This window comes from Microcoleus sp. LAD1_D3, from assembly GCF_036702135.1.
Classification (GTDB): Bacteria; Cyanobacteriota; Cyanobacteriia; order Cyanobacteriales; family Microcoleaceae; genus Microcoleus.
Window position 1 is genome coordinate 40201 of the sequence record NZ_JAUBSB010000008.1, and the last position, 22065, is coordinate 62265.

The window sequence follows — 22065 nt, forward strand, 5'->3', positions numbered from 1 at the left end:
GATGAAATAAAATTGCGCCAAATCTTGATTAATCTGCTTTCTAACGCGATTAATTTTACCTCCAAAGGCGGCATTTATGTGAAAATAAAAAATCACGAGCTTGCTCATAAAATCTACTTTGAGGTGGAAGACACGGGAGCGGGAATTGATGTTAGTGAATTAGACAAGCTCTTTCAAGCTTTTGTTCAAACTAAAACAGGGGAAGAATCGCAACAAGGAACAGGATTAGGTTTAACGATCGCACGTTCTTTTGTAAACTTAATGGGGGGTGAAATGACAGTCAGTTCTCGTGCGGGAGGCGGTACTATATTCAAATTTGACATTAAAGTTAATTCAGTGGAAAATGCCGATCGCCAACGGGAACAGCCAACCAGACGAGTTATTGCGATCGCACCCAATCAACCCCGCTATCGAATTCTCGTTGCAGACGACGCTTTTGACAACCGCCAACTGCTAGTTAAACTGCTTTCCGCGATCGGTTTTGAAGTTTACGAAGCCAAAAATGGGAGAGAAGCAATAGAAAAGTGGGAGCGGTATTCGCCGCACTTAATCTTTATGGATATGCGGATGCCGGTGATGGATGGGTATGAAGCAACCAAACAAATTAAAGCCAAAGCATCATCAAGCTCCCCCCTTGTTAACGGCGGTATCGAAAGTCAAGCAACAGCAATTATTGCCATAACAGCAAGTAGTTTTGATGAAGAGAAAGCCATTGTTCTTTCTACCGGGTGCGATGATTTTATTCGCAAACCATTTAGAGAAGCAAACATATTTGATGCTCTACACAAACATATGGGGGTGCAATTCGTTTTTGAAGAACTAAATGCTGCGCCCAGTTTCACAGAAAATGAAGTAAATGTATTGACAAAAACCGCTTTTTCTGAACTACCTACTGAGTTAGTAGCAAATCTCCAGCAAGCCATTAGCAACCTCGATTTGGAACAGATGGAAACAGTCATCAGTCAAATTCGCGAAATCAATCAGCCCTTAGCTAGGGCGAGCGCAGCTTGCATTAAAAATTTTCAGTACGAACAGTTGCTAAATTTAATACACACATTAAGGGATGAGAGATGAACAAAAACCTCAGTTTTACCCGCGAAGAAAGTATTTTAGTTATTGATGATTGTCCTGAGAACTTAAAACTTTTAAGCGGGATACTATCGGCCGCTGGATATAAAGTTCACCTAGCTCCCAGTGGGAAATTAGCTCTAAACTTTATCAATGCCAACTTACCCGACTTAATTTTACTGGATATTATGATGCCTCACATGGATGGCTATGAAGTCTGTAAGCAGCTCAAAGCTACTCCGAAAACTCAAGATATCCCAATAATTTTTATCAGCGCTTTGCAAGAAGTTTTCGATAAGGTAAAAGCATTTTCTCTGGGCGAAATAGACTACATTACAAAACCTTTTAAACAACAAGAAGTTTTAGTTCGCGTCGAAAATCAATTGCGTCTGAAAAGGATGGCTAAACAACTCATAGACCAAAATATTCTCGAATAACGCAACCGCATGGCGCGGGAAATTCACGACACTTTAGCGCAAACTTTTGCAGGCATAATCATACATTTGGGCGCCGCAGAACGGGTAATAGCAGCAAATCCAGAACAAGCACAAGGACACATGAAAACAGTCTGCGAATTGGCTCGCTCTGGACTTGCTGAAGCACGGCGCTCCGTAGAATCTTTGCGCCCGCAAGTGTTAGAAGATGGCGACTTGTATAGCGCTCTAAAACAAATTGCTCAACAAATGTCATCAGATACTGATAATCGTACTATTGTTGAAGTGGTTGGCACGGCATATTCCCTACCATTAGAGGTAGAAAATAATCTGTTGCGGATCGGGCAGGAAGCATTAACAAATACTTTCAAATATGCCAAAGCTACGGCGATCAAAATTGAGTTGGTTTACGAAACATCCAAGTTTATTTTGCGGGTGAAAGACAACGGACAGGGATTTGATACGGAAAGTATCTGTTTTAGGAATGGCTTTGGTTTATTGGGAATGAGAGAACGCGCCGATCGCATTAACGCGCAGCTAACTGTAAACAGCCGCCCCGGAAACGGCACAGAAGTTATAGTTTCAGTTAATCGCTAGTAAAGTAAGGTGCACATTTCGCACCCTACATAGTAAGTTTGTAGTGAGATATTCAGTTTTTTTTGATAAAATTAACAGGGTAAACATGATTAATCAATCAAATATTATTCGCGTTTTAATTGCCGACGATCATTATATTGTGCGGCAAGGTTTAGTGGCGCTGCTGAATCAAGAATCAGATGTTAATGTTGTGGCGCAAGCAAGCAACGGCGAAGAGGCTGTGACCATGTTCCGCGAATATCAGCCCGATGTAACGCTTATGGATTGGCGGATGCCGGTGATGGATGGAGTCGCCGCCATTGCTGCGATTTGTGCGGAGTTTCCCAGCGCGCGGATTGTCGTGCTGACGACTTATGACGGCGATGAAAACATCTATCGCGGATTGCAAGCTGGTGCAAAGGGCTATCTGCTTAAGGATGCGGAACCAGAGGAGCTTTTAGCAGCAATTCGGGCGGTTTTTGAGGGTAAAAAGTACATTCCGCTGGCAGTGGGTGTTAAGTTAGCCGATCGCCTGAGTGGCCCTGAATTGAGCGATCGCGAATTAGAAGTCATCCGCCTGATCGTCGCTGGTAAAAGCAACAGCGAGATTAGTGAAGTTTTGCACATCAGCGAAAGCACCGTCAAGTTTCACATCAACAATATTTTGGGCAAATTGGGAGTTAGCGATCGCACGCAGGCCGCGATTTCCGCATTAAAACGGGGGATTGTCAGCCTGTAGTTTAATTATCTGTATTTTTACTAATAAATAGGACTATTATGACGACAAATAATGATAAATAAGACCTTAAGTTTTATCTAAAAACTTTTTAGTAAGGCTAAGCTGGAGCTCATAGGACAAATTAGCCCAGATCAAAAAAATGCTTTATTAATTTTTGTCCAAGTCTCAAGTCAAAGTCCGGGTTTTAAAACATTTAGCAGCCACTGTTTCGGCGTCTTTAGCTCTTAGTGCAACAACCAGTTTGAAACCCTCGCCGGTATTAGCCACTAGCAATATCCCCCCCGCAAATCAAACCTCGACTCAGTTAGTCGCAAAACCTGATTCTAGCTTGCAGTTAGGGCAGTTGCGGAGCACTGTTCCCGTGCAGACAATGCAGCTCGATCCGGGCGGATTTATCCCGATCGCGATCGGCGGTATGATCATTATTCTGGTGCTGCCACTATTTTTGGGCGGATTGGTGGTAATTGGCGATCGCGAAGTTGGCATTGTCAGTAAAAAGTTTAGCTTCGGCGGCAAGTCTTTACCGCCCGGAGATTTAATTGCCTTAAACGGAGAAGCTGGATATCAAGCTGATACTTTCCCCCCGGTTGGCACTGGGGTTATTGGCCTTTGCAGTACAACGTTCGCAAAGAGTCTCTGACTGTAGTTCCCCAAGGTGAAATTGGTTTAATTATTGCAGCAGGTGGTCAGTCAATTCCCCCACAGCGCATCCTCGGCCAAATCACAGACTGTGACAACTTTCAAGATGCTCGCCAATTCCTCAAAGGCGGCGGCGAAAAAGGTAGACAACGCGGCATCTTGACTGGCGGTAGCTATCGAATTAATACAGCATTATTTACAGTAATTACAGCGGCTAATGCTGCCAAACACGGGATGACAGCCGAACAATTAAAGCTGTACAGAATTGCCCCAGATAAAGTGGGAATTGTCACAACTTTTGACGGCGTTCCAATTCAAGATGGCGAAATTGCCGGCCCGATTATCCCGAATCACGACAACTTCCAAAACGCGCAAAAATTTATCGCCGCCGGCGGGCGGCGCGGTTTACAGGAACAGGTTTTGCTTTCCGGTTCGTGGAACTTAAATCCTTGGTTTGTCGGGGTTGACCAAGTGGCGATGACCGAAATCCCGATCGGCTATGTCGGCGCGGTTATTTCCTATGTCGGAAAAACCTCGGAAGATGTGAGCGGTGCTGCTTTCACTCACGGAAATTTAGTAAATGTGGGCAATAAAGGGGTGTGGGTGACTCCTCTTTATCCGGGCAAACATCCTCTGAATACTCCCATTTTGAAAGTAGAGTTAGTGCCGACTACTAATATAGTATTGAATTGGTCGGGTAAAACAGAAAGGCACAGTTACGATTCTAAACTTTCGTCTTTAACCGTGCGTTCTCAAGACGGTTTTGCCTTTGATTTAGAAGTAGCTCAGATTATTCACGTCGGCGCTTTGGATGCTCCAAAAGTGATTTCCCGCGTCGGTTCGATGCAGAATTTAGTAGACCACGTTTTGCAGCCGACTATTGGGAATTATTTCCGCAATTCTGCTCAAGCTTATTCTGTATTAGATTTTCTATCGGCAAGAAGTGGCAGGCAAGCGGAAGCCGCCGAGTATATCAAAGCAGCTTTGCGTACCTACGACGTGCCGGCAATTGATACTTTAATCGGGGATATTTTGCCGCCGGGAGAGTTGATGCAAACTCAAACCGATCGCAAAATTGCTGAGGAACAGTGCAAGACTTATGAGGTGCAGCAATTAGCACAAACTCAGCGGCAACAATTGGTGCGGGAAACTGCTTTGGCTGAGATTCAGCAAGAGATGGTGAAATCTGAGCAAGGTGTTAAGATTTCTGAGTTGAAAGCCAATTCTCAGGTCAAACAAGCTCAAGGCGAAGCTGAGTCGATTCGGGTGAAAGGAAATGCTCAAGCTGAAGCTTATCGCGCGGGTGTTGTGGCTTTGGGTGGTTCAGGTTATACGGCTTTGCAGTTAATGCAAATTATAGGCGATCGCAACGTGCGAGTTGTGCCGGATGTTGCGGTAACAGGCAACGGTAGCGGCGGCGGTTTAGTTGATGGTTTGCTGGGAATGATGATGTGGAATCAAACGAGCAAAAATGGAGAAAATGGCGGGGAGTTACCTGTAGTTAACCTACAGAAATCGGAACCGGCCGCCAAGTTACTGGTAGCCAAGGTGCATTCAGCAAAGCCGCCGGCATCTGGCGCTAATTGCCCTGTTGCTAATTCTGAGACGGATAGTGATTCGCGATTTGATAAATTGCCATTTGACCCTGGCTCTTTTAGTTAGGCTGTGCAGTTTGGAGCGAGAACTTCCGTCCTCTGTTATTGAAAGGGGGTATTACCCGTTTGTAGTTGGGCGCAATACCTAGCCAAAAGTTCAGGTAACCTCCTCAACCCAAGGTCAGCTAATGCTGACCTTTTTTTATAGGTAAAAACTCAACTTTTAACCAGCTATTTTTGCGAATAAGTGTTATAAGCTTAAAACTTAATTGACATTGCAATTTCAAAAGGCTAGCCTAGCTTCAATTGGAGTTTAGCTACTTAGCAGTGAGAGTAAGTTATGCAATTTTCAACGGTGAATTTAGATACATTTTCTCAAGCGAGTCTCCTGGGATTCGCTGCCTTAACAGCCTATATTCTCACACTGCTTCCCACAAATTTGATAATTGTTTTCCCTCTCACAAGAAAAACTGGCTTTCCCCAGTGGCTGCTGAAATATCGCCGCCTCATAGGTCTCCTCTCTTTCTTTTTAGCGGTATTTCACGGATTCATCTTTTTCAAACAAAGAAATTTTGATATCTTTGATATCCAAACTTATTTTGTTTACTTCCAGGGAGTAGCAACATTCATTATTTTTACTCTTTTGGCTATCACCTCTAACGATTGGAGCGTGAAAAGACTTAAGAAAAATTGGAAAAAATTGCAGCGTCTCACTTACCTTGCTATGTTTTTAGTAACCTGGCATATCTGGGATAAAATGGCCGATCACTGGACATATTTAACCCCTGTTGGAATTGCAGCTATAACCGCCATAATAGTTTTATTCCTCTGCCGCACCTGGATTCAGCGCCAATCTAGACCACAAAAACATAAGCCAACCGCCGACAAAGTAACAGTGCTAAATAAAAGTGTTGGATAGCATTTCTCAAAGTGAGAATCCAGCCGACACCTCCGCGATAATTTTGTGGAATTGAAATCTGGAAATTTATTTTACCTAAACTGAGTTTTGGAGGTCATGTTTATGATATCAAAAGCAGTTAAATGGAAAACCTTAGCCTTGACCTTAACAGCAGTTGTAACTGCGGCGGGCATCGGCTTGTATCGGTATTTTGCGGAATTGGAAACAACTGTATCGCAGTTTAAATCAGGGCTGTTTACTCAATATTCTAGCAGTTTTAAAGATAATTCTGGGTGGATTTATGCGATCGCACTCACTCCAGACGGCAAAACTTTAGCCAGCGGCTGTTATGGCGGCATTATCAACATCTGGAACTTGCAAACCGGCAAATTACTTTACACCTTAAAAGCACATACCGATGCAATTGAATCCCTCGCCATTAGTCCTGACGGCAATCTTCTGGCTAGCGGGAGTTGGGATAACCGGATTAAATTGTGGAATCTCAAAACTGGCATACTCATCAATACCTTGAAAGGTCATGCGGATGATGTCAAGGCAATAAGTATCAGTCCTGATGGAAGGTTACTCGCTTCTGGCAGTACCGACAAAACTGTAAAATTGTGGAATTTTTCCGATGGCAAACTACTCCGCACACTTCCAGATACAGACTGGATTCAATCTGTCGCTTTTAGCCCGAACAGTAAAATTTTAGCAACCGGCAGCGAGGATGGAACTATCAAGATTTGGTGGCTTGATGATGGCGGCAATTACACCCTGACTGGGCATTCCGGGCCGGCGAACTCAGTTGCATTCAGTCCTGACGGCAAAACTTTAGCGAGTGGCAGTGCGGATAAAACTGTTAAGCTGTGGCAGTTTACAAATGGCAAAGTTCTGCATACATTAACAGGGCATTCCGGCCCGGTGCAGTCAGTTGCTTTTAGCCAGGATGGACAGGGTTTAGCTAGTGGCAGCTACGACAAAAGTATCAAGCTGTGGAACTTGAAAACAGGCGAACTGATGACAAATTTTGCGGAGCATTCTAAGCCAGTTTGGTCAGTTGCTTTTAGCTCTCAAGATAGTGTTTTAGCCAGCGGTAGCGGAGATGAAACTATTAAGCTTTGGCCTGTATCTGTCCCGATTGCGACTCAGGTTAACTCTCCAGCACCAGAGGTAGAGGCAGCACCTTCTGAAATTATCTCCCCCGGTGAAATTGCACAGTTGAACCGGAAAGTTTACGACCAAATTGACAAGAGTTGGCGCTCGACTCCTACCTTCAGCACTTCATTAGTTTATCGGGTTGCCGTGGATGAAGAAGGGGGAATTATAGATTGTCAGCCTCTGAACCAAGCAGCGGGTAATTTTCTTCAAGAAGTTCCTCTTTCTTCCTTTTGTAAGGCTGGTAAAAATCAGCATTTTTCTCAATATAAGGTAGTGTTCAAACCCTCTGGGGTGATTGAGGTTAGTCCGTGGGATGGGTGGAGGTAATAATATTAATTATGAAAAGCTATGCAACAGAAATTTTTCATAGCATTACCCAAATTTTTATTAAAACCAGGCCGCCCCAAACGCTCGCTTGAATTTCAAGCAGTTTTTTGAACTGGATGCAGCGGAAAGAAAACAGCTGGTGAGACGCAGAAAAACTCTGCAAGTTTTTGTATGTGTTCGGTTGTAAGTTGGCGCTTTTCACGGAGGATATCAGAGACAATAGACTCGGTTTTAAAAATAGGAACTAGGTCTTTTTGTCTGAGTTCAAATTCTTCTATTAAAGCCTTTAACAGTTCTACTCCGTAAATGTCAGGTATGGGTTCTAAAGTTTGCTCGTACTCATAAACAAGGGTTCCCAGTACGTTGAGGTAGTCGCGTTCGTCGGGAGTTAGTTCGCCTTTATCCAACAAAGAGTCGATCGCTTCTTGAGTTGCCATTAACTCCTCCTCAGCAGTTATGGGTCGCGGCGGAAATGTTTTGAGTAGTTCGATATAAGCGCTAGAGTTTTTCATGTGACTATGCAATATTAAGAAAGTAGAACATTATCTATTATTGATACCACGGGTCTTTTTTCCATCGCTCTTCATCATATTCTTCATGGGTAAGTACAGCTCGAATAAAAACCTTTTTAGGTCGATATTCATAATCTATGAAGGTAATCAGTCTGTAGTTATTACCTCTGATGTTAAAGACAGTAAAGTTGCCAACTCTATCGGCTGAGGAAAAAACTGCTTTCACTTCAGCTAAATTTGACCACTCTGCTGTAGTTGCTAGTTTGTACCAAGAGCGCAGACTTGTTTCGGCATCAGGATACTTTTCCCAGAATTTCCTGAGTGCTGATTGAGAGATAACGTGCGTACAGTTCCTCGATAACAAACAAATTTACGCATCGATTGGACTTTCGCTAAAATCATTTGAATTTCATATTAGCAAATTGCGAAGTATTTTGTCTACTCCGATTTGCAGTACAATCGATCGATATTGCATCTGAGGAATCTCCCCATGTCAGAACCGTTTTCTACTGAGATTAGCGATCGCATCTGCACTCACATGAACGAAGACCACGCTAGTGCTGTCGTGCTATATGCTCAAGCATTTGGCGACCAACCGCAGGCAACAGAAGCTCAAATGCTCGCTATTGATGCCAACGGCATGGATTTAACCGCTAAAGTCAACGACGAAACAGTGCCCGTCAGAGTAAATTTCGATCGCACTTTAAAAGACGCCGAAGATGCTCACCACACTCTCATTGAAATGGTGAAACAAGCTCGAAAAGTTGCTAAGTAGTCAACTGCCTACTAGGCTGTTATAATTTTAACGTTTGCAGTACGGAATTTAGTCCGCTTAAATAGTTGTTAAGGACTAACATCCTTACTACAAACCTTTAGTTGGGTGAAATCATTTTAAAGACTAAAATCCTGACTGCGAACAAAATATTTAATAAAGTTGAATTTACCTCTAAAATATCCCCTAAAATGACAGAAAATTACCCCAACTCCCAAGCATTAGATGTCGTCAATGGCAGTAAAAACAACCATTTCGAGGCACTGGTAAAGCGACTAGATTTGATGATTCGCGCCCGCTATTCGCTGCTGTACATTGTCGGCGCGGAGGAGGAACCGGTCGAAGCCGTAATTGCCCAAGTAGCGCTGCAAGTAACTCCCGCGCGCCGGGTGTTGTTCTGGGATCTCGTGCGGGGCTGGGAGGATAACGGTTCTGGGAAAGGTTCGGTAATGGCGGCGCTCGATCGCGTCAGCAAAACTGCTGTTGAAGAATATACCATATTTGTACTGCGGGATTTGCACCCTATTTTGAAATATCCATACAGCGAAAAAAGCGCGGCGGTAGTGCGAGAATTGCGGAACTTAACGCGGGAATTGAAGCGCAGCAAAAAAACTATAGTTCTTACTTCTCACACGCTGGAATTGCCGGAGGAATTGAAAGAAGAAGTCACAGTAATTGATTTTCCTTTGCCCAACGTGCAAGAAATCGACAGTTTAATTTCCCACGTTGTGGAAAAGCCGCAACAGTTGCAAGTTAGCGGTTTAGCAAGGGAACAGTTGGTTAAAGCTTGTCAAGGTTTGAGCCGGGCTCGAATCGGGCGGGTTTTGGCTAAAGCTTTGGCCGCCAAACAGCAAATTAACGAGTCCGATATTGACGGAGTTTTGGAGGAAAAACAGCAAGCAATTCGCCAAACTGGAATTTTGGAGTTTTTTAACTCCAGAGAATCCCTAAAAAGTGTGGGCGGATTGGAGAATTTGAAACAGTGGGTAAAAATGCGGCAAGATGCTTTTACTGACGAAGCGCGTCGCTACGGCATACCGAATCCGAAAGGAGTTTTGTTAGTAGGAATTCAAGGAACGGGCAAATCTTTATCTGCGAAAACAATAGCCTCAGAATGGCGTTTGCCACTGTTGCGATTGGATACTGGGAGATTGTTTGGCGGCGTGGTCGGGGAGAGCGAAAGTCGGGTCAGGCAAATGATACAATTAGCAGAGGCGATCGCACCTTGCGTTTTGTGGATCGATGAAATAGATAAAGCCTTCGGCAACATTATCAGCGGCAGCGACGGCGATTCGGGAACTTCGCGCCGGGTATTCGGCAGTTTGATTACTTGGATGCAGGAAAAAACCAGTCCGGTGTTTATTGTCGCAACTGCAAATAACGTCAGGATTTTGCCTGCAGAGTTGCTCAGAAAAGGCAGGTTTGATGAAATTTTCTTTTTAAATTTGCCCTCAGAATCGGAACGGCAAGATATTTTTAAAGTGCATTTGCAGCGTTTGCGGCCAACTAGATTGCGCGAGTTTGATTTGGCGGTTTTGGCCAAACGCGCTGAGAATTTTAGCGGTGCAGAAATCGAGCAAGTCGTAATAGATGGGTTATATCGGGCTTTTGGCACTTTTGTCAACGGACAGCGGCGGGATTTGATGACGGAGGATATTTTGAGGTCGATCGAGGATACAGTACCTTTAGCTGCGATCGCGCGATCGCAAATTGAAGATTTGAAGCGTTGGGCGGCGGAAGCGGGTGCGAGAACAGCTTCTAACGATACTCACTTAATTGATGAATTGAAACGCTACAGCCAGCGGCGAAGGGATGCGATCGACAATTAACCCCACTTGTAGGGTGCGTCAGTTCATGTCTAATTAATTCTCGGAAAAATTACATCTGACGCACCTTCCTAATCGCCGGGTGCGTCAGTTCATGGGTGATTAATTATCCCAAATATCTCCCGTTATGACGCACCATACTACTACGAACCTAATTTAAAAACATCAGCAAGAATAGCATTTTCTTCCACCATTCTCCCCGCATCCGGCGAATCGTAAACCACTAACAGCGAATTCTCCTCCCCCAAATATGGAAACAGGCTCAATCCCTCAGCATTGTCCGTACCAACCTTAAAAGGCAAGTCAAACAATACCTCCAAATCTCCCCCATCTTGTTCAGTAATACTGTCGCCCGATCGCCCTAAAATTTCCTTCAACCGAAAAACCCTCGTCGCCCCCGATAAAGTCATCGTCGGCCCGGCTAAAACAATCAAATCTTCCCCGTTCCAGCACAATTCTCGCACCCCCAAACCGTTCAAATCAACAAAATGTTTGTTGTACAATTTCCCTCCTTCCCCAATTTCCTTAAGCCTTAAAACTCCCGGTTCTGCCTCTTCAACTTCTATTTCTAAAATTATCGCCCAACCCCGCAGCACCGGCCCCCGCAAACCGAGCAAAATGCGATCACCCCGCACCGCCAACCCTTCAATATCAAAGCCATTTTCTTTACTCGGAATCGGCACAGATAAATACAAGCCGAGGTGGCTGTCATCTTTGAGCGCGTCTGTCAGCAAATTGCCTGTTTCTGTCCGCTGAAGACATCCCGCTTTCTGTTCGCTTTCGGGATTGTTTGAAGGGGAAATTGACTCGCACAAAATCCCGTCTTTCATAGGAATACGCGCCAGCAAATAGCGGTTGACCTCAGTCTCGATTTGTGCTAATCTTTCAATGTCTTTGTCTGCGTCTTTACCTTTAGTTTTCTTGCGTTTTGTGCTGTGAGAACCGACCAACCAAAGATAATCGCTGTTGAAATCCATTCCTTCGATATCGATTTCGGATTTTCCAGGTAGATCGATAAAATCTGCGATCGCAAATCTTTGATGTTCTCCAAAAATATGAGGCGCGACAGGCGACAAACGCTCGAGCGAAGTCGTTTCATCGGAACCCACCCACAAATTGCCATCGGGAGTTAAAGCAACAGCGGATAAGTCTGTAATAATATCAGCGGCTTCGCTGTTGAATTGCAGCAGCAGCCGACCGAGCAAAAAGGATTCTGGCATAATTCTTAGCACTAAAACTATTCTTAAGGTAAGTCATTATAGCTAAAGTGGGTTGAAACTGAGCTCTTGCTACAGGTGTAATAGTCCGCCGGCAATTAATTCTCCGTCTCAAAGCTTGCATTCGGTTAAAACCGGCTGAAAATTAAAACAGAAAACTAAAACAGATATCCTCCTCAAGCCTGATAGCGAGGACTTCCGGTTTGAGATAAGGATTTTTAACCCCTAGCGGGCCAAACCGCAGTCGGCGTTGATTATTCCGCAAACCGAACCTCCACAGACGGATAACACCCTAATTGAAGCATTAACATCGCCGTTACGTTTCGTTACGATAAGGAGACAGAGAGAAAAACCTCTCATTCGTAAAATTAGAGGTAGCCATTATGAACGGTACATTTCGCGTCGGCAACCTGTTTGGGATTCCCTTCTTTGTCAACGCATCTTGGTTTTTAGTTCTGGGTTTAGTAACCTGGCAGTACGGCGGCGCATTAGCTGCCCTGTTTCCCACATTGGGCCCTGTAGCGCCCTGGATGCTGGGATTATTCACAGCGTTACTGTTATTTGCTTCCGTCTTAGCCCACGAATTAGGACACAGTTGGGTAGCCATCAAACAGGGAATTGGCGTGAAATCGATTTCGCTATTTCTGTTTGGCGGACTGGCTAATTTAGAAAGAGAATCCAAAACCCCAGCCGAAGCATTTTGGGTAGCCATTGCAGGCCCGTTGGTCAGCTTATTGTTATCCGGTTTGTTAACAGCGATCGGCATCGGTGCTGGTCTCACAGGCCCCGCAGCGGCCATCGTCGGACTTTTAGCTTCCATCAACTTAGTTCTAGCCTTATTTAACTTAATTCCCGGTTTGCCCCTGGACGGCGGCAACATCCTCAAAGCGATCGTCTGGAAAATTACTGGCAACCCTTACAAAGGTGTAATTTTTGCTAGCCGCGTCGGTCAAATAATTGGTTGGATTGCCATTGCTACAGGCATATTCGGCAATATTTGGAATCTAGTAATCGGTTGGTTCTTACTGCAAAATGCCGGTCAATCTGCCCAATATGCCACAGTCCAAAATCAACTGGCAGGCCTGACAGCCGCAGATGCTGTGACCGCCGAAAGTCCGATCGTCTCCCAAGAGTTGTCCCTCAGAGAATTTGCCAACAATTACGTGATCGGTAGCACTCAAACCTGGCGCAGGTTCCTGGCAACAGATGATGCCGGACAATTGGTAGGGGCGATCGACCTTGACGACCTCAAAACCATTCCTACTGGACACTGGCCCGAAGTTTTAGTGAAAGAACTCCTGAAGCCGATCGAGTTTTCCACCACCGTCAAACCAGAATTATCCCTCCTCGAAGTCGTCACCCTCCTAGAACAACTCAAAGTACAAGAACTACCCGTCATTCGCGAAAATGGTGTCCTTGTCGGACTTGTAGAAAAAGCTGAAATTGCCCGCTTGTTGCAAAGACGAGCCGAAGCGAACCCTGCTTAATATCCTCAGATACTTGACAAATAACACCAGTTTCCCCCAAAAAACGCAACTGTAGCGCCGTGCTTCAAACTCTGGTAGTTCTCAGTCATTCCCCATTCTTCAGTCGAAAATCGTATAATAGTTAACCCCCTCGATTTCCCCTTACCAAAAGGGCGATCGGGGGGGTTAACTGTAGCTGGAGAAAAGCCAAGTGAAACACTAAATTATTAGCTGCAAATCAAGCATGATAATTATAATTATCATAATGTATTGAGCATCTGAGCGAGGACGTTACGCCATCTCACGACTATGGTCGCAGCAGCGCCACCAAACCAAGTAAAATTGTAGTCTGGTATTTCTGTTAATTTCCCCCAAGCAATCGGATTTGGGAACTGCGATCGCCCTCAGCCACTTCAAACCGTAAACATCAGAAAACGCCAGCACTTCCACAAAATATTCCTCCCAGTCTCGGCTAAATTTCAGTTGTTGTCGCTGCTTAATGTCGCCAAAGCCCCCGAAGTGTTCGTATAAATATTTAGCTGCGGTGCGAATGACAGGAGTTGGGCTGTCTCAAACATTCAGCCACTGCCGTTGCTGCTTTCCCGGCATCTTTCTAAAGGGTGATTCTTGACTCGCACTGGCCACCAGCAAGCCCGATCGTTCGATCGCGAAAATTTGTTTCGTTTTGCTAAGCTTGATGCGATCGAGATATTGCTGAAGACCCAAGAGCGAAAAGTCTACTGCACTAACTCCGAGCACTTTACCATTTCGATCGCGAATCGGTTGGCTGGCAGCAATAAAAACAGTCCCAGGAGCAAAACCAGGATAAATACTCGTCCAAATCGCTTTGTTGGTTCGCTGCGACAGCTTCTTTGTACCAGGGGCGGAGGGCGGCATCGTAGGTTGCCGGTTCTGCCTTTAATTTAGCGGTGCGAGTGCCTAGGCTGTCTGTAGCTTAGTATATGTTGTGAGAGTTGGTAGACTTGTTAGCTGCGACAATTGGCAAGCTGTTGTCGATGTGGTTGCGTCAACTGCCGAGATATTCTCCTGATTTTCCTGTACCGAAGGATATCCACTGAATGCTTTGAAAAGATCGCATTTGCTACCAAAGGAACTTTTCTCCCCGAGGCTGGGGCCTTTCTAACTGTAAGTTTAATTCAGCACGGTCGATCGCTTCGGCGTTAAGTTGATTTACTCAGTGGGTATTTTCAACAACAGTAGTTAGCTTTTCTTCAACTCTCTTACCCGTCTTTGCGATCAATTTCTGGGCGAACTCTTCCACTACTCTTTCTCCGTTGCGAAAGCACACATACCCGACAATCCCGACTGCCACGACGATTTGCAGCACAAAAGAAGCCACTAGAAGGCGACGCAGGAGGATTTTTGTTTGGTGTTGAGAAGTTTTGTTCGCGAATCCCGGCAACGGCATAGGCTGGTGACTAATTGCTCCCTAACGCTTTAACTGTTCCAGCCTGTAATTTCACTTACGGGCGATCGAGGCTGTTTGCTTGTCCTCAAAACACCTCCCACACAGACACATACAATTTTATATTTTAGATTTTAGATTTTAGGTTAAATAAGTTGGAATGAATGATCAAGCTCGTGCTTTCGAGCTTCGCTACAGTTGCATTCTTTTTTTCAACGGGTATGACGCACTGTTAGCTGAGAATACCTCCGCCATTTTCTTGCTGTGGTGGGTTTCCTACCTCAACCAAACCTAATGCTTCCTGGAAACCTCTTCGGTTCATCCGTTACATCGGTTCAATCACGTACATAATCGGCTGCCAAACATCCATCCGTTACATCTGTTAAATCTGCTACACCATCCATTGCCGAAGGGAGCATCTCATATTTGTAAAAACACTTCTTCTGGCTCCTTCTTTCTTCCTTCTGACTCTTTCCTCCTGGCTCCTGGCTCCTAACTCCAATTTTGGGCTTAGCTGCTTTCATTGAGATGCTCCCTTGCCGAACTTCTATTTAACAGCTACGCGGAAAATCCCCCGCTTGTCCAAACGGATATAGCGAGGGGCGAGAATAGGTATCCTCGCAAAATATAAAGTGGTGGCAGTGGCTTTTGTCGAGCCATTGCCATCTATAGAAGCCATACTGTTTTAGGCTCACAGAAAGATTTCAGAGCCAACTCTCTGCTTGCAGTCAATGCTTGAAGTCAAACCAACCAGTTCAAGCAAGAAGTCAAAGCAAGTCGTAAAGGCCTAAGATACTTCTTCTTCTTCTCGATCAATTTGGCGCAGGTGAATGTGCTTGCGTCCCAGAGAGATTTCAAATTCATCTCCCGGCTGGAGTTCCATTTGTTTGGTGTAGGCAGCGCCAATCAGTAAGTTGCCGTTAGATTGAACGCTAATCCGATAGCTGGCAGAGCGTCCGCCGCGTCCATTGCCGTTTTGCTTCCCGTCTAGCTGAATGCCTTCTGCATCAATCAGCGCATTCAGGAATTTCATCATGTTGACCCGTTCTACGCCGTTCTTGGTAACGGTGTAGTAGCCACAGGCTCTAGCTTTTTCTTCCTTGGTAAGGTTCTCTAGGTCTTTGACCTTTTTGATCAGATCTTCGCCTTCAAGGGGTTCGATATTTTTCTTTTTAGCCATTTACTGAGTCCTGAAATATTCAACTGGTGTACGGATTTTTTCTCGGTTGGTTTTTGGTTTGACCAAGAAACTTTAGCTTTATAGCTGGTCGTAAAACCATATTACACCGATCGGCTCAATTGTTAACCACTATTATCTAAATATTTTTAACAACCTGCAGTCTTTCTTGAGGAGTAGCTGCAACCGGTGCGAGCAATCTCTAAACTCGGTAGCATAAGCTATCAGCTATCAGCTAGCTGAATATTTGCCCCGCTCTTAAAATCCCATGAAGTTAACCACACGCGGACACTACAGTGTCAAAGCATTACTGGATCTAAGTTTGCAACCTCGCTTTGGCCCGACATCGGTGAAATCGATAGCGAAGCGACAGGAGTTACCGGCTCCGTATCTAGAAAAATTGCTGATTGAAATGCGACGAGCCGGTTTAGTCCAATCTGTTCGGGGTTCTCAAGGAGGATATCAATTAGCCCGCCAGCCAGCTCAAATCTCTTTAGGACAAATCTTAGAGGCTGTAGGTGAAACTATTGAACCTTTACCTCGACATTTTCCCGACTCGACGCAAGCAGAGGACTGGGTAACATTCAGTTTGTGGAACCGATTGCACAAAAAACTTGCCGAAGCGCTGTACACTATTTCCCTCGAAGACTTATACTATGATGTCCGCAGTTGGCAAGCGGCTCTTGGGGAAGAAACTAGCTTTATCATTTAAATGGTAAGTTCATTCATTCGATCGGCAGCAATCACACATGGACGCAACACTTGTTACCTACTTTGGCGGCTGTCACTGCGGAGCTGTCCGCTTCCGTGTCGCCGTTGACAAACACGAAGCATCTGATTGCAACTGCTCTATCTGTAAAAAGAAAGGATTTTTGCACCTCATTGTGCCGCCGGAACGTTTTACCTTGCTCAGTGGCGAAGATGTTTTGACCACCTATACATTTAATACAGGAACTGCTCAACATACTTTCTGCCGAATTTGCGGCATTCACTCGTTCTATCGCCCCCGATCGCATCCCGATCAATTCGATGTCAACGTCCGCTGTCTTGACTCAGATGCCATCGAACACTTTCAGATCCTACCCTTTGACGGTGTTAATTGGGAGCAGAATGTACACTTGCTTCGCGACTAAAGTAATCTCAGCAGTTATAGCAACCACGCCTGATGATGAGGTTTTGAATTGCTCAAACCCTTGCCTTTATTGCTTCTTCCTTCTTCCTTCTACTATAAAATCGCCCCTCAAAAAATCCAAGTCCGCAAGGGTAGCAGGAGTTAAAATCTGCTCTCTGCGGCGAGAGATCCTGCTGTGACAATCAAGGAAGATGGTTCGGGCCCCCCTATTCATCCGTGGAGCGAGAAAAAAGCTCCTCGCTCCCCATCGCAAGTCCCCGGATTGATCGGTGGGGTCGCTTTCTTCAATTCTTTAATCTAAAATCTAAAATCTAAAATCTAAAATCGATTGACGGACTATCAAGTTTGACACAATATATAATGATGCCGGATGAATTTCCTGTTTTGATTTTAGCTGCGGTGTTGGATTATTCGATCGGCGATCCTTGGGGTTGGCCACATCCCGTGCAGGCGATGGGTTGGGCGATCGACCGCTATACTCGACTTGTCTTTAATATATGGAATAATTCCGCAGGCAAAATGCCTGAAGCAGCGGATCGTCCCGCTGGCGAGCAGCACAAACTGCTGCTACGATGTGCTGGTACAATACTAGCGATCGGGCTGATTCTAGGCACTTATACTGTCAGTTGGTCGATCGTCCAAGCTGCTAGTTGGGTGCATCCTCTTTTAGGTATTGCCCTACAGACCATTTTGCTGGCAAGTTGTTTTGCAGGTCGCAGTTTGAGGGCGGCTGCGGAGGATGTGCTAGCACCTTTAAATGTTGGAGATTTAGTCAAGGCGCGAGAACGGTTGAGCCTTTACGTCGGCCGGGATACCGAAAACTTATCCGAGCCAGAAATTCTGCGAGCATTGTTAGAAACTGTAACAGAGAATGCAGTCGATGGTGTGACAGCACCGCTATTTTATGCCTTACTTGGGTTCGGTCTGCCGCATCTATTATTAAGTGTTACCGATTCGCCGATCGATCCTAACTCGATGTGGGCGAGTGCTATAGTCCCCTTGGCGATCGCTTACAAAGCAGCCAGCACATTAGACTCTACGATCGGCTACAAAGAACCGCCATACACAGATTTAGGATGGTTTAGCGCCAAACTAGAAGACGTGCTGACGTGGATTCCTTGCCGGCTAACAGTGATTACTTTAGCCGTTATATCTGGCAAACCGATTTACATTTGGCAGATTTGTCAGAGAGATGCTGTTAAAGATGCCAGTCCCAATTCCGGTTGGAGCGAGTGCGTTTACGCCGCCATCTTGGGAGTGCAACTAGGAGGTACCAATTCCTATCGCGGAGTTCTCAAACACAAACCCCTGTTAGGCGAGCCGGTTTACCCTATCACAGCGCAGCTAATTTGCCAAGCATTGCAATTAACTCGGTATTGCTTTCTGATTTGGTTGGGACTATCATTGCTTTTTTATACCTTATTAGGTTTGAGCCACTAACTGATGACCTCAGCCGAACAGTCCAGGAGGCATAAATAACGTATTTCTGTCATTGTTCGCCCTCAGCCAAGCAATCGCAGCATCTGCTTTTCATCGGTTCGAGGTAAGTCCTGCAGCAGACAGAGATCGGCCACCGACAAAAGCAAAAAAAAGTTTTGACCTTTGTTCAAACCCCCAAATTCATCTGTAAAGTAAATCTAAAATCTAAAATCTAAAATCTAAAATTGTTCTATCCGCCAACAGCCAACAATTAGCTCGCAGCAAACAATGACTAAAATTATCCAAATTTTATCCCCTAATGAAGTGAGGCGCACTCTCACCCGCGTCGCTTCCCAGATTGTCGAAAAATCAGGGAACCCCTCGGAGTTAGTGCTGTTGGGCATTCATAGTAGAGGAGTGCCTTTAGCTCAAATTTTGGCCGATCAAATTGAAGTCCTCGAACAAGTCAAAGTACCCGTGGGCGCTTTGGATATTACCTTTTACCGAGATGACTTGGATCGAGTTGCAATGCGGACACCGGCTAAAACAGAAATTCCTTTCGATTTGACGGGCAAAACTGTGGTTTTGGTAGATGACGTTATATATAAAGGCAGAACGAGTCGAGCGGCTTTGAATGCGGTAAATGATTACGGCCGGCCGGAGAAAATTTGGTTGGCGGTATTAGTCGATCGTGGCCACCGAGAAGTACCGATTCAGCCAGATTTTACGGGTAAAAAGTTGCCGACTGCAAAGGAAGAACAAGTTAAGGTTTACGTTCAAGAACTCGACGGGCGCGACGGAGTGGAGTTAATTAAGGGTTGATATCCTTGACCTTGGCATCGGAATAATAATTTTTGGAGTGCAGTACGATCGTCCCCGCGTAGCGCCCCCCATCTCAGGAGCGAGCGGATATAATGTGGAATTGATTAAGCCTTGATATCGTTGACCTTGGCATCAGAATAATAATTTTCCGACTGCAGTGCGAGCTTAACAGATCGCGATCGACCATATTTCTAGTTTACGATCGCACTTGCGACCTCACAAACCAGGTTTATTCGGATATTTTTCATTACTTGGCGCAAATTTTTCGTAGAAACCGGGTTTCTAGCCCCCATCCGTCCAGGACTGGTATCTGGGAAGAAACCTGGTTTTTAGCCAGAGCGCGGAGCGTCATGATTAATTTTAAATCGGCAGTGCAGGAGTTGAACCTGCCTGGGGCGAATTATGAGTTCGCTGCCTAAACCGCTCGGCCAACTGCCGTTAAATCGATTTCTTCGACCTAACTCAAAATGAATTATAACATAATTTCTCAGTCCGTGCTAGAACTAGAGAACAAAAATCAAAATCTTTAGATCTGCTGAGTCCCGATCGCCTGTTAGCCAATGTGCTGGAGCCGATCGACCGGACAAAGCAGTTTCTACGACTCGGCATAAACTTATAGGCAATGGCAGTGAATTCGACAGTAGTGCTGACTCTAATTCTGCTCGCTCTAATGTTTGGAGCAGGCGTGACGAGTTCTGTTTGGGGATTTACTATAGGCCGCGAAGCCTTGCAAGGAACGACTCAACCCGATGTTCGTCCCAGCAACAATGCGGGCAGCGGCAAGCCGGGAACGACGGCTAGCAAAGACCAAGTGAGCATTTTGAAAGAAAAAGACATTCTCACAACCGTCAAAGCACGGGTAGAAGGTCGCGATCCAGAAAAAACGGCCGGGGCAAATACTAAAACAGACAAGGCAAGCTCTAAACCAGCCGCAGCAAAAAAACCGGCTGCCCAAAATGCCAGCGCCAAGTTTCCCCTGAACAGTCGCGACGGGGGAATAACCCTGGAGGTAAGCGCGGCCAGTCAGCGCAACAATTCCATGCTGCTAGACGTGAGCATGAAAAATGAAGGCTCCCAAGCTGTGAGGTTTCTCTACAGTTTCTTGAACGTCACTGACGATCGTGGCCGGGCCCTGAGCGCGACTGCCGAGGATTTGCCGGCGGAATTGCCCCCCAACGGGCAGGTGTATTACGGTACGGTAAGTATTCCCACAGCTTTGCTGGAAAATGCTAAGGAAGTTTCGTTGACGCTGACAGATTATCCAGGTCAAAAACTTCAGTTGCAAATATCTGGCATTCCAGTGGCGAAGTAAAATAAAAGAAGACCAAACCTGGAGACGGCTTCTCAGGTTTGATCGAGAAAGTTTTTTTAGGGAGCATTGTGTCACTTTTAGGGGCGAGAGTGCAGGAGATATCTGATTTACCCGCGATGAGTTTGACAGAGGTGCTGTCGCGGTTGCTGTCAGTGCTGTTGCTGATTGCGATTAATGCTTTTTTTGTGGCGGCTGAGTTTTCGATGGTGACGGTACGCCGATCGCGCATCAATCAGTTAGTGGATGCTGGCGACGTTGCAGCTTTAACTGTGCAATCTTTGCAGCAAAGTATTGAGCGATTGCTATCGACAATGCAGTTGGGAATCACTCTTTCTAGTTTAGCTCTCGGCTGGATTGGGGAAAGTACGATCGCCGTGCTAGTGAGAATGTCGATCGGCTATTTGCCGCTGCCAATTTACATCAAGTCGGCGATCGCCCATTCTTTTAGCATATCAATAGTAACTTTTTTGTTGCTAGCTTACCTGCAAATCGTACTGGGCGAACTCTTTCCCAAATCTGTAGCGTTGCTGTATTCCGAACAGCTAGCCAGAACTTTAGGGCCTCCGAGTTTATTGATTGCCCGTTTGTTCAATCCCTTTGTGTCGTTTCTCAATCAATCTACTCGATCGCTTTTGCGGTTTGCGGGCATCGAATACGATCTAAGGCACCGGCCGGTTACTCCGGAAGAACTGCAATTAATTATAGCTACTTCCAGCGAATCCAGTGGCTTGGAAGCAGAAAAGCGAGAATTGCTCAACAACGTGTTTGAATTTGGCGAAGTTTGGGTAGAAGAAGTAATGGTGCCGAGGCCTAGCATTGTCGCACTTCCCAAGACGGCAACCTTTCAAACTTTGCTCGACGAAATGGCGATTTCTAACCATTCCCTCTATCCCGTGACGGGAGATTCTTTAGACGACATTATCGGCATTATTGGCTTCAAACAACTTGCGAAACCCCTAGCTGAAGGTTTGCTATCTCCCGACACGCCAATTGTAACTTGGATGGGTTCCGTGAGGTTTGTGCCGGAGATGATGCTGCTGGGGGAACTGCTGCCTTTGATGCAGAGTTCGTCGGAAGAAATTGCGATCGTAGTTGATGAATTTGGCGGCATTTCCGGGTTAGTAACGCTGAGGGATTTGATTGCGGAAATTATCGGCCGCAGCTACGAGTCACCCGACAGCAAAGAAATTGCTTTGCAAGTATTGGACGATCGCACTTATTTAGTTCAAGCGCAGTTAAATTTAGATGATGTGAATCAAATATTGAATTTGGATTTGCCAGTAACTGACGAATATCAGACAATCGGAGGTTTTCTGAGCTATCAGTTGCAAAGAATGCCGGCTGTGGGGGAAGTTTGGTGCGGCGAAAATGTGGAACTTACTGTTGTTTCTGTGTCCGGGCCGCGGTTGGATCAACTTCAAATTCACTTGTTGGAAGGGGCTGCGGACGATCGAGCTTTGAGTGCAGTTGCAGCAGCGGATGAGGAAGTTGTGGGAAAAGGGCGAAAGAATAGCGGGTTGAGAAGTGTGGCGAAATTTTCGAGTTGAGAA

27 protein-coding genes and 1 tRNA gene are annotated in these 22065 nt (G+C 45.5%); 18 read left to right on the plus strand and 10 right to left on the minus strand.

Features of this window, described 5'->3' with window-relative positions:
- Positions 1-6: 6 nt before the first annotated feature.
- From QUA74_RS06775 to QUA74_RS06810, 8 genes are all read left to right on the plus strand, one after another.
- Positions 7-1074 carry an ATP-binding protein gene (locus QUA74_RS06775; protein WP_333326582.1) on the plus strand — a complete coding sequence of 356 codons (1068 nt, stop codon included), beginning with the start codon at positions 7-9 and terminating at the stop codon, positions 1072-1074.
- Positions 1071-1505 (plus strand): response regulator, encoded by a 435-nt coding sequence (locus QUA74_RS06780; RefSeq protein ID WP_333326356.1) that lies wholly within the window; start codon positions 1071-1073, stop codon positions 1503-1505. The genes QUA74_RS06775 and QUA74_RS06780 overlap by 4 nt, the downstream gene beginning before the upstream one ends.
- Positions 1506-1514: 9 nt before the next feature.
- The gene (locus QUA74_RS06785; RefSeq protein WP_333326358.1) at positions 1515-2099 is read left to right on the plus strand and encodes a sensor histidine kinase; all 585 of its coding nucleotides are present in this window, start codon (positions 1515-1517) and stop codon (positions 2097-2099) included.
- 85 nt (positions 2100-2184) lie between these two features.
- Positions 2185-2817: a response regulator gene (locus tag QUA74_RS06790; protein WP_445302126.1), complete on the plus strand. Its 633-nt coding sequence runs from the start codon at positions 2185-2187 to the stop codon at positions 2815-2817.
- 154 nt (positions 2818-2971) lie between these two features.
- Positions 2972-3457 carry a hypothetical protein gene (locus QUA74_RS06795; RefSeq protein WP_333326360.1) on the plus strand — a complete coding sequence of 162 codons (486 nt, stop codon included), beginning with the start codon at positions 2972-2974 and terminating at the stop codon, positions 3455-3457.
- Positions 3427-5118 carry an SPFH domain-containing protein gene (locus tag QUA74_RS06800; RefSeq protein WP_333326361.1) on the plus strand — a complete coding sequence of 564 codons (1692 nt, stop codon included), beginning with the start codon at positions 3427-3429 and terminating at the stop codon, positions 5116-5118. The genes QUA74_RS06795 and QUA74_RS06800 overlap by 31 nt, the downstream gene beginning before the upstream one ends.
- Before the next feature lie 273 nt (positions 5119-5391).
- On the plus strand, positions 5392-5970 hold the full coding sequence (locus tag QUA74_RS06805) for a ferric reductase-like transmembrane domain-containing protein (RefSeq protein WP_333326363.1): 579 nt from the start codon (positions 5392-5394) through the stop codon (positions 5968-5970).
- 102 nt (positions 5971-6072) lie between these two features.
- Entirely contained in the window at positions 6073-7434 is a 1362-nt protein-coding gene (locus QUA74_RS06810; RefSeq protein WP_333326365.1) for a WD40 repeat domain-containing protein, read from the plus strand.
- A gap of 95 nt (positions 7435-7529) precedes the next feature.
- On the opposite strand, the gene QUA74_RS06815 is transcribed toward QUA74_RS06810, so the two are convergent.
- Entirely contained in the window at positions 7530-7946 is a 417-nt protein-coding gene (locus tag QUA74_RS06815; protein WP_333326367.1) for a transcriptional regulator, read from the minus strand.
- Positions 7947-7983: 37 nt separating this feature from the next.
- The gene (locus QUA74_RS06820; RefSeq protein WP_333326368.1) at positions 7984-8310 is read right to left on the minus strand and encodes a type II toxin-antitoxin system HigB family toxin; all 327 of its coding nucleotides are present in this window, start codon (positions 8308-8310) and stop codon (positions 7984-7986) included.
- 126 nt (positions 8311-8436) lie between these two features.
- Between QUA74_RS06820 and QUA74_RS06825 the strand changes: the two genes are divergently transcribed.
- A complete protein-coding gene (locus tag QUA74_RS06825) occupies positions 8437-8721 on the plus strand; it encodes a DUF2470 domain-containing protein (protein WP_333136317.1) in 285 nt (94 codons plus the stop codon).
- 188 nt (positions 8722-8909) lie between these two features.
- Positions 8910-10547: an AAA family ATPase gene (locus QUA74_RS06830; protein ID WP_333326371.1), complete on the plus strand. Its 1638-nt coding sequence runs from the start codon at positions 8910-8912 to the stop codon at positions 10545-10547.
- Positions 10548-10687: 140 nt separating this feature from the next.
- Here the strand turns inward: QUA74_RS06830 and QUA74_RS06835 are convergent, their stop codons facing one another.
- Positions 10688-11764, minus strand: coding sequence for a DUF3616 domain-containing protein (locus tag QUA74_RS06835; RefSeq protein WP_333326373.1), 1077 nt, complete (start codon positions 11762-11764; stop codon positions 10688-10690).
- A 380-nt stretch (positions 11765-12144) separates the two neighbouring features.
- Between QUA74_RS06835 and QUA74_RS06840 the strand changes: the two genes are divergently transcribed.
- On the plus strand, positions 12145-13248 hold the full coding sequence (locus QUA74_RS06840; protein ID WP_333326375.1) for a site-2 protease family protein: 1104 nt from the start codon (positions 12145-12147) through the stop codon (positions 13246-13248).
- A gap of 270 nt (positions 13249-13518) precedes the next feature.
- On the opposite strand, the gene QUA74_RS06845 is transcribed toward QUA74_RS06840, so the two are convergent.
- The 3 genes from QUA74_RS06845 to QUA74_RS06855 all read right to left on the minus strand — a co-directional run bounded on the left by QUA74_RS06845 (position 13519) and on the right by QUA74_RS06855 (position 14656).
- Positions 13519-13677, minus strand: a complete 159-nt coding sequence (locus tag QUA74_RS06845) for a hypothetical protein (RefSeq protein ID WP_333326377.1) — start codon at positions 13675-13677, stop codon at positions 13519-13521.
- 120 nt (positions 13678-13797) lie between these two features.
- On the minus strand, positions 13798-14124 hold the full coding sequence (locus tag QUA74_RS06850; RefSeq protein ID WP_333326379.1) for a cache domain-containing protein: 327 nt from the start codon (positions 14122-14124) through the stop codon (positions 13798-13800).
- 298 nt (positions 14125-14422) lie between these two features.
- A complete protein-coding gene (locus tag QUA74_RS06855; protein WP_333326381.1) occupies positions 14423-14656 on the minus strand; it encodes a hypothetical protein in 234 nt (77 codons plus the stop codon).
- 157 nt (positions 14657-14813) lie between these two features.
- On the opposite strand from QUA74_RS06855, the gene QUA74_RS06860 reads away from it, so the two are divergent.
- Positions 14814-14948 carry a hypothetical protein gene (locus QUA74_RS06860; RefSeq protein ID WP_333326383.1) on the plus strand — a complete coding sequence of 45 codons (135 nt, stop codon included), beginning with the start codon at positions 14814-14816 and terminating at the stop codon, positions 14946-14948.
- Between the two features lie 40 nt (positions 14949-14988).
- On the opposite strand, the gene QUA74_RS06865 is transcribed toward QUA74_RS06860, so the two are convergent.
- From QUA74_RS06865 to QUA74_RS06875, 3 genes are all read right to left on the minus strand, one after another.
- The gene (locus tag QUA74_RS06865; protein WP_333326385.1) at positions 14989-15177 is read right to left on the minus strand and encodes a hypothetical protein; all 189 of its coding nucleotides are present in this window, start codon (positions 15175-15177) and stop codon (positions 14989-14991) included.
- A 23-nt stretch (positions 15178-15200) separates the two neighbouring features.
- Positions 15201-15332 (minus strand): hypothetical protein, encoded by a 132-nt coding sequence (locus QUA74_RS06870; RefSeq protein ID WP_333326387.1) that lies wholly within the window; start codon positions 15330-15332, stop codon positions 15201-15203.
- Between the two features lie 108 nt (positions 15333-15440).
- Positions 15441-15833 (minus strand): AbrB family transcriptional regulator, encoded by a 393-nt coding sequence (locus tag QUA74_RS06875; protein WP_242722673.1) that lies wholly within the window; start codon positions 15831-15833, stop codon positions 15441-15443.
- A 265-nt stretch (positions 15834-16098) separates the two neighbouring features.
- Here QUA74_RS06875 and QUA74_RS06880 point away from each other — a divergent pair, with 265 nt between their 5' ends.
- The 4 genes from QUA74_RS06880 to pyrR all read left to right on the plus strand — a co-directional run bounded on the left by QUA74_RS06880 (position 16099) and on the right by pyrR (position 19203).
- Entirely contained in the window at positions 16099-16542 is a 444-nt protein-coding gene (locus QUA74_RS06880) for an Rrf2 family transcriptional regulator (protein ID WP_333326390.1), read from the plus strand.
- Between the two features lie 37 nt (positions 16543-16579).
- Complete coding sequence (locus QUA74_RS06885) at positions 16580-16963, plus strand: GFA family protein (RefSeq protein ID WP_333326392.1); 384 nt, start codon at positions 16580-16582, stop codon at positions 16961-16963.
- A gap of 359 nt (positions 16964-17322) precedes the next feature.
- Positions 17323-18402 (plus strand): adenosylcobinamide-phosphate synthase CbiB, encoded by a 1080-nt coding sequence (cbiB, locus tag QUA74_RS06890; protein ID WP_333326586.1) that lies wholly within the window; start codon positions 17323-17325, stop codon positions 18400-18402.
- 267 nt (positions 18403-18669) lie between these two features.
- Positions 18670-19203 (plus strand): bifunctional pyr operon transcriptional regulator/uracil phosphoribosyltransferase PyrR, encoded by a 534-nt coding sequence (gene pyrR, locus QUA74_RS06895; RefSeq protein WP_242722682.1) that lies wholly within the window; start codon positions 18670-18672, stop codon positions 19201-19203.
- Positions 19204-19568: 365 nt separating this feature from the next.
- Here pyrR and QUA74_RS06900 read toward each other — a convergent pair.
- Positions 19569-19641 (minus strand) — tRNA-Ile (locus tag QUA74_RS06900).
- Positions 19642-19825: 184 nt separating this feature from the next.
- On the opposite strand from QUA74_RS06900, the gene QUA74_RS06905 reads away from it, so the two are divergent.
- Together QUA74_RS06905 and QUA74_RS06910 are read left to right on the plus strand one after the other, a co-directional pair.
- Positions 19826-20515: a hypothetical protein gene (locus QUA74_RS06905; protein ID WP_333326394.1), complete on the plus strand. Its 690-nt coding sequence runs from the start codon at positions 19826-19828 to the stop codon at positions 20513-20515.
- Positions 20516-20583: 68 nt separating this feature from the next.
- Positions 20584-22062, plus strand: coding sequence for a hemolysin family protein (locus QUA74_RS06910; RefSeq protein WP_333326396.1), 1479 nt, complete (start codon positions 20584-20586; stop codon positions 22060-22062).
- Positions 22063-22065: the final 3 nt, after the last annotated feature.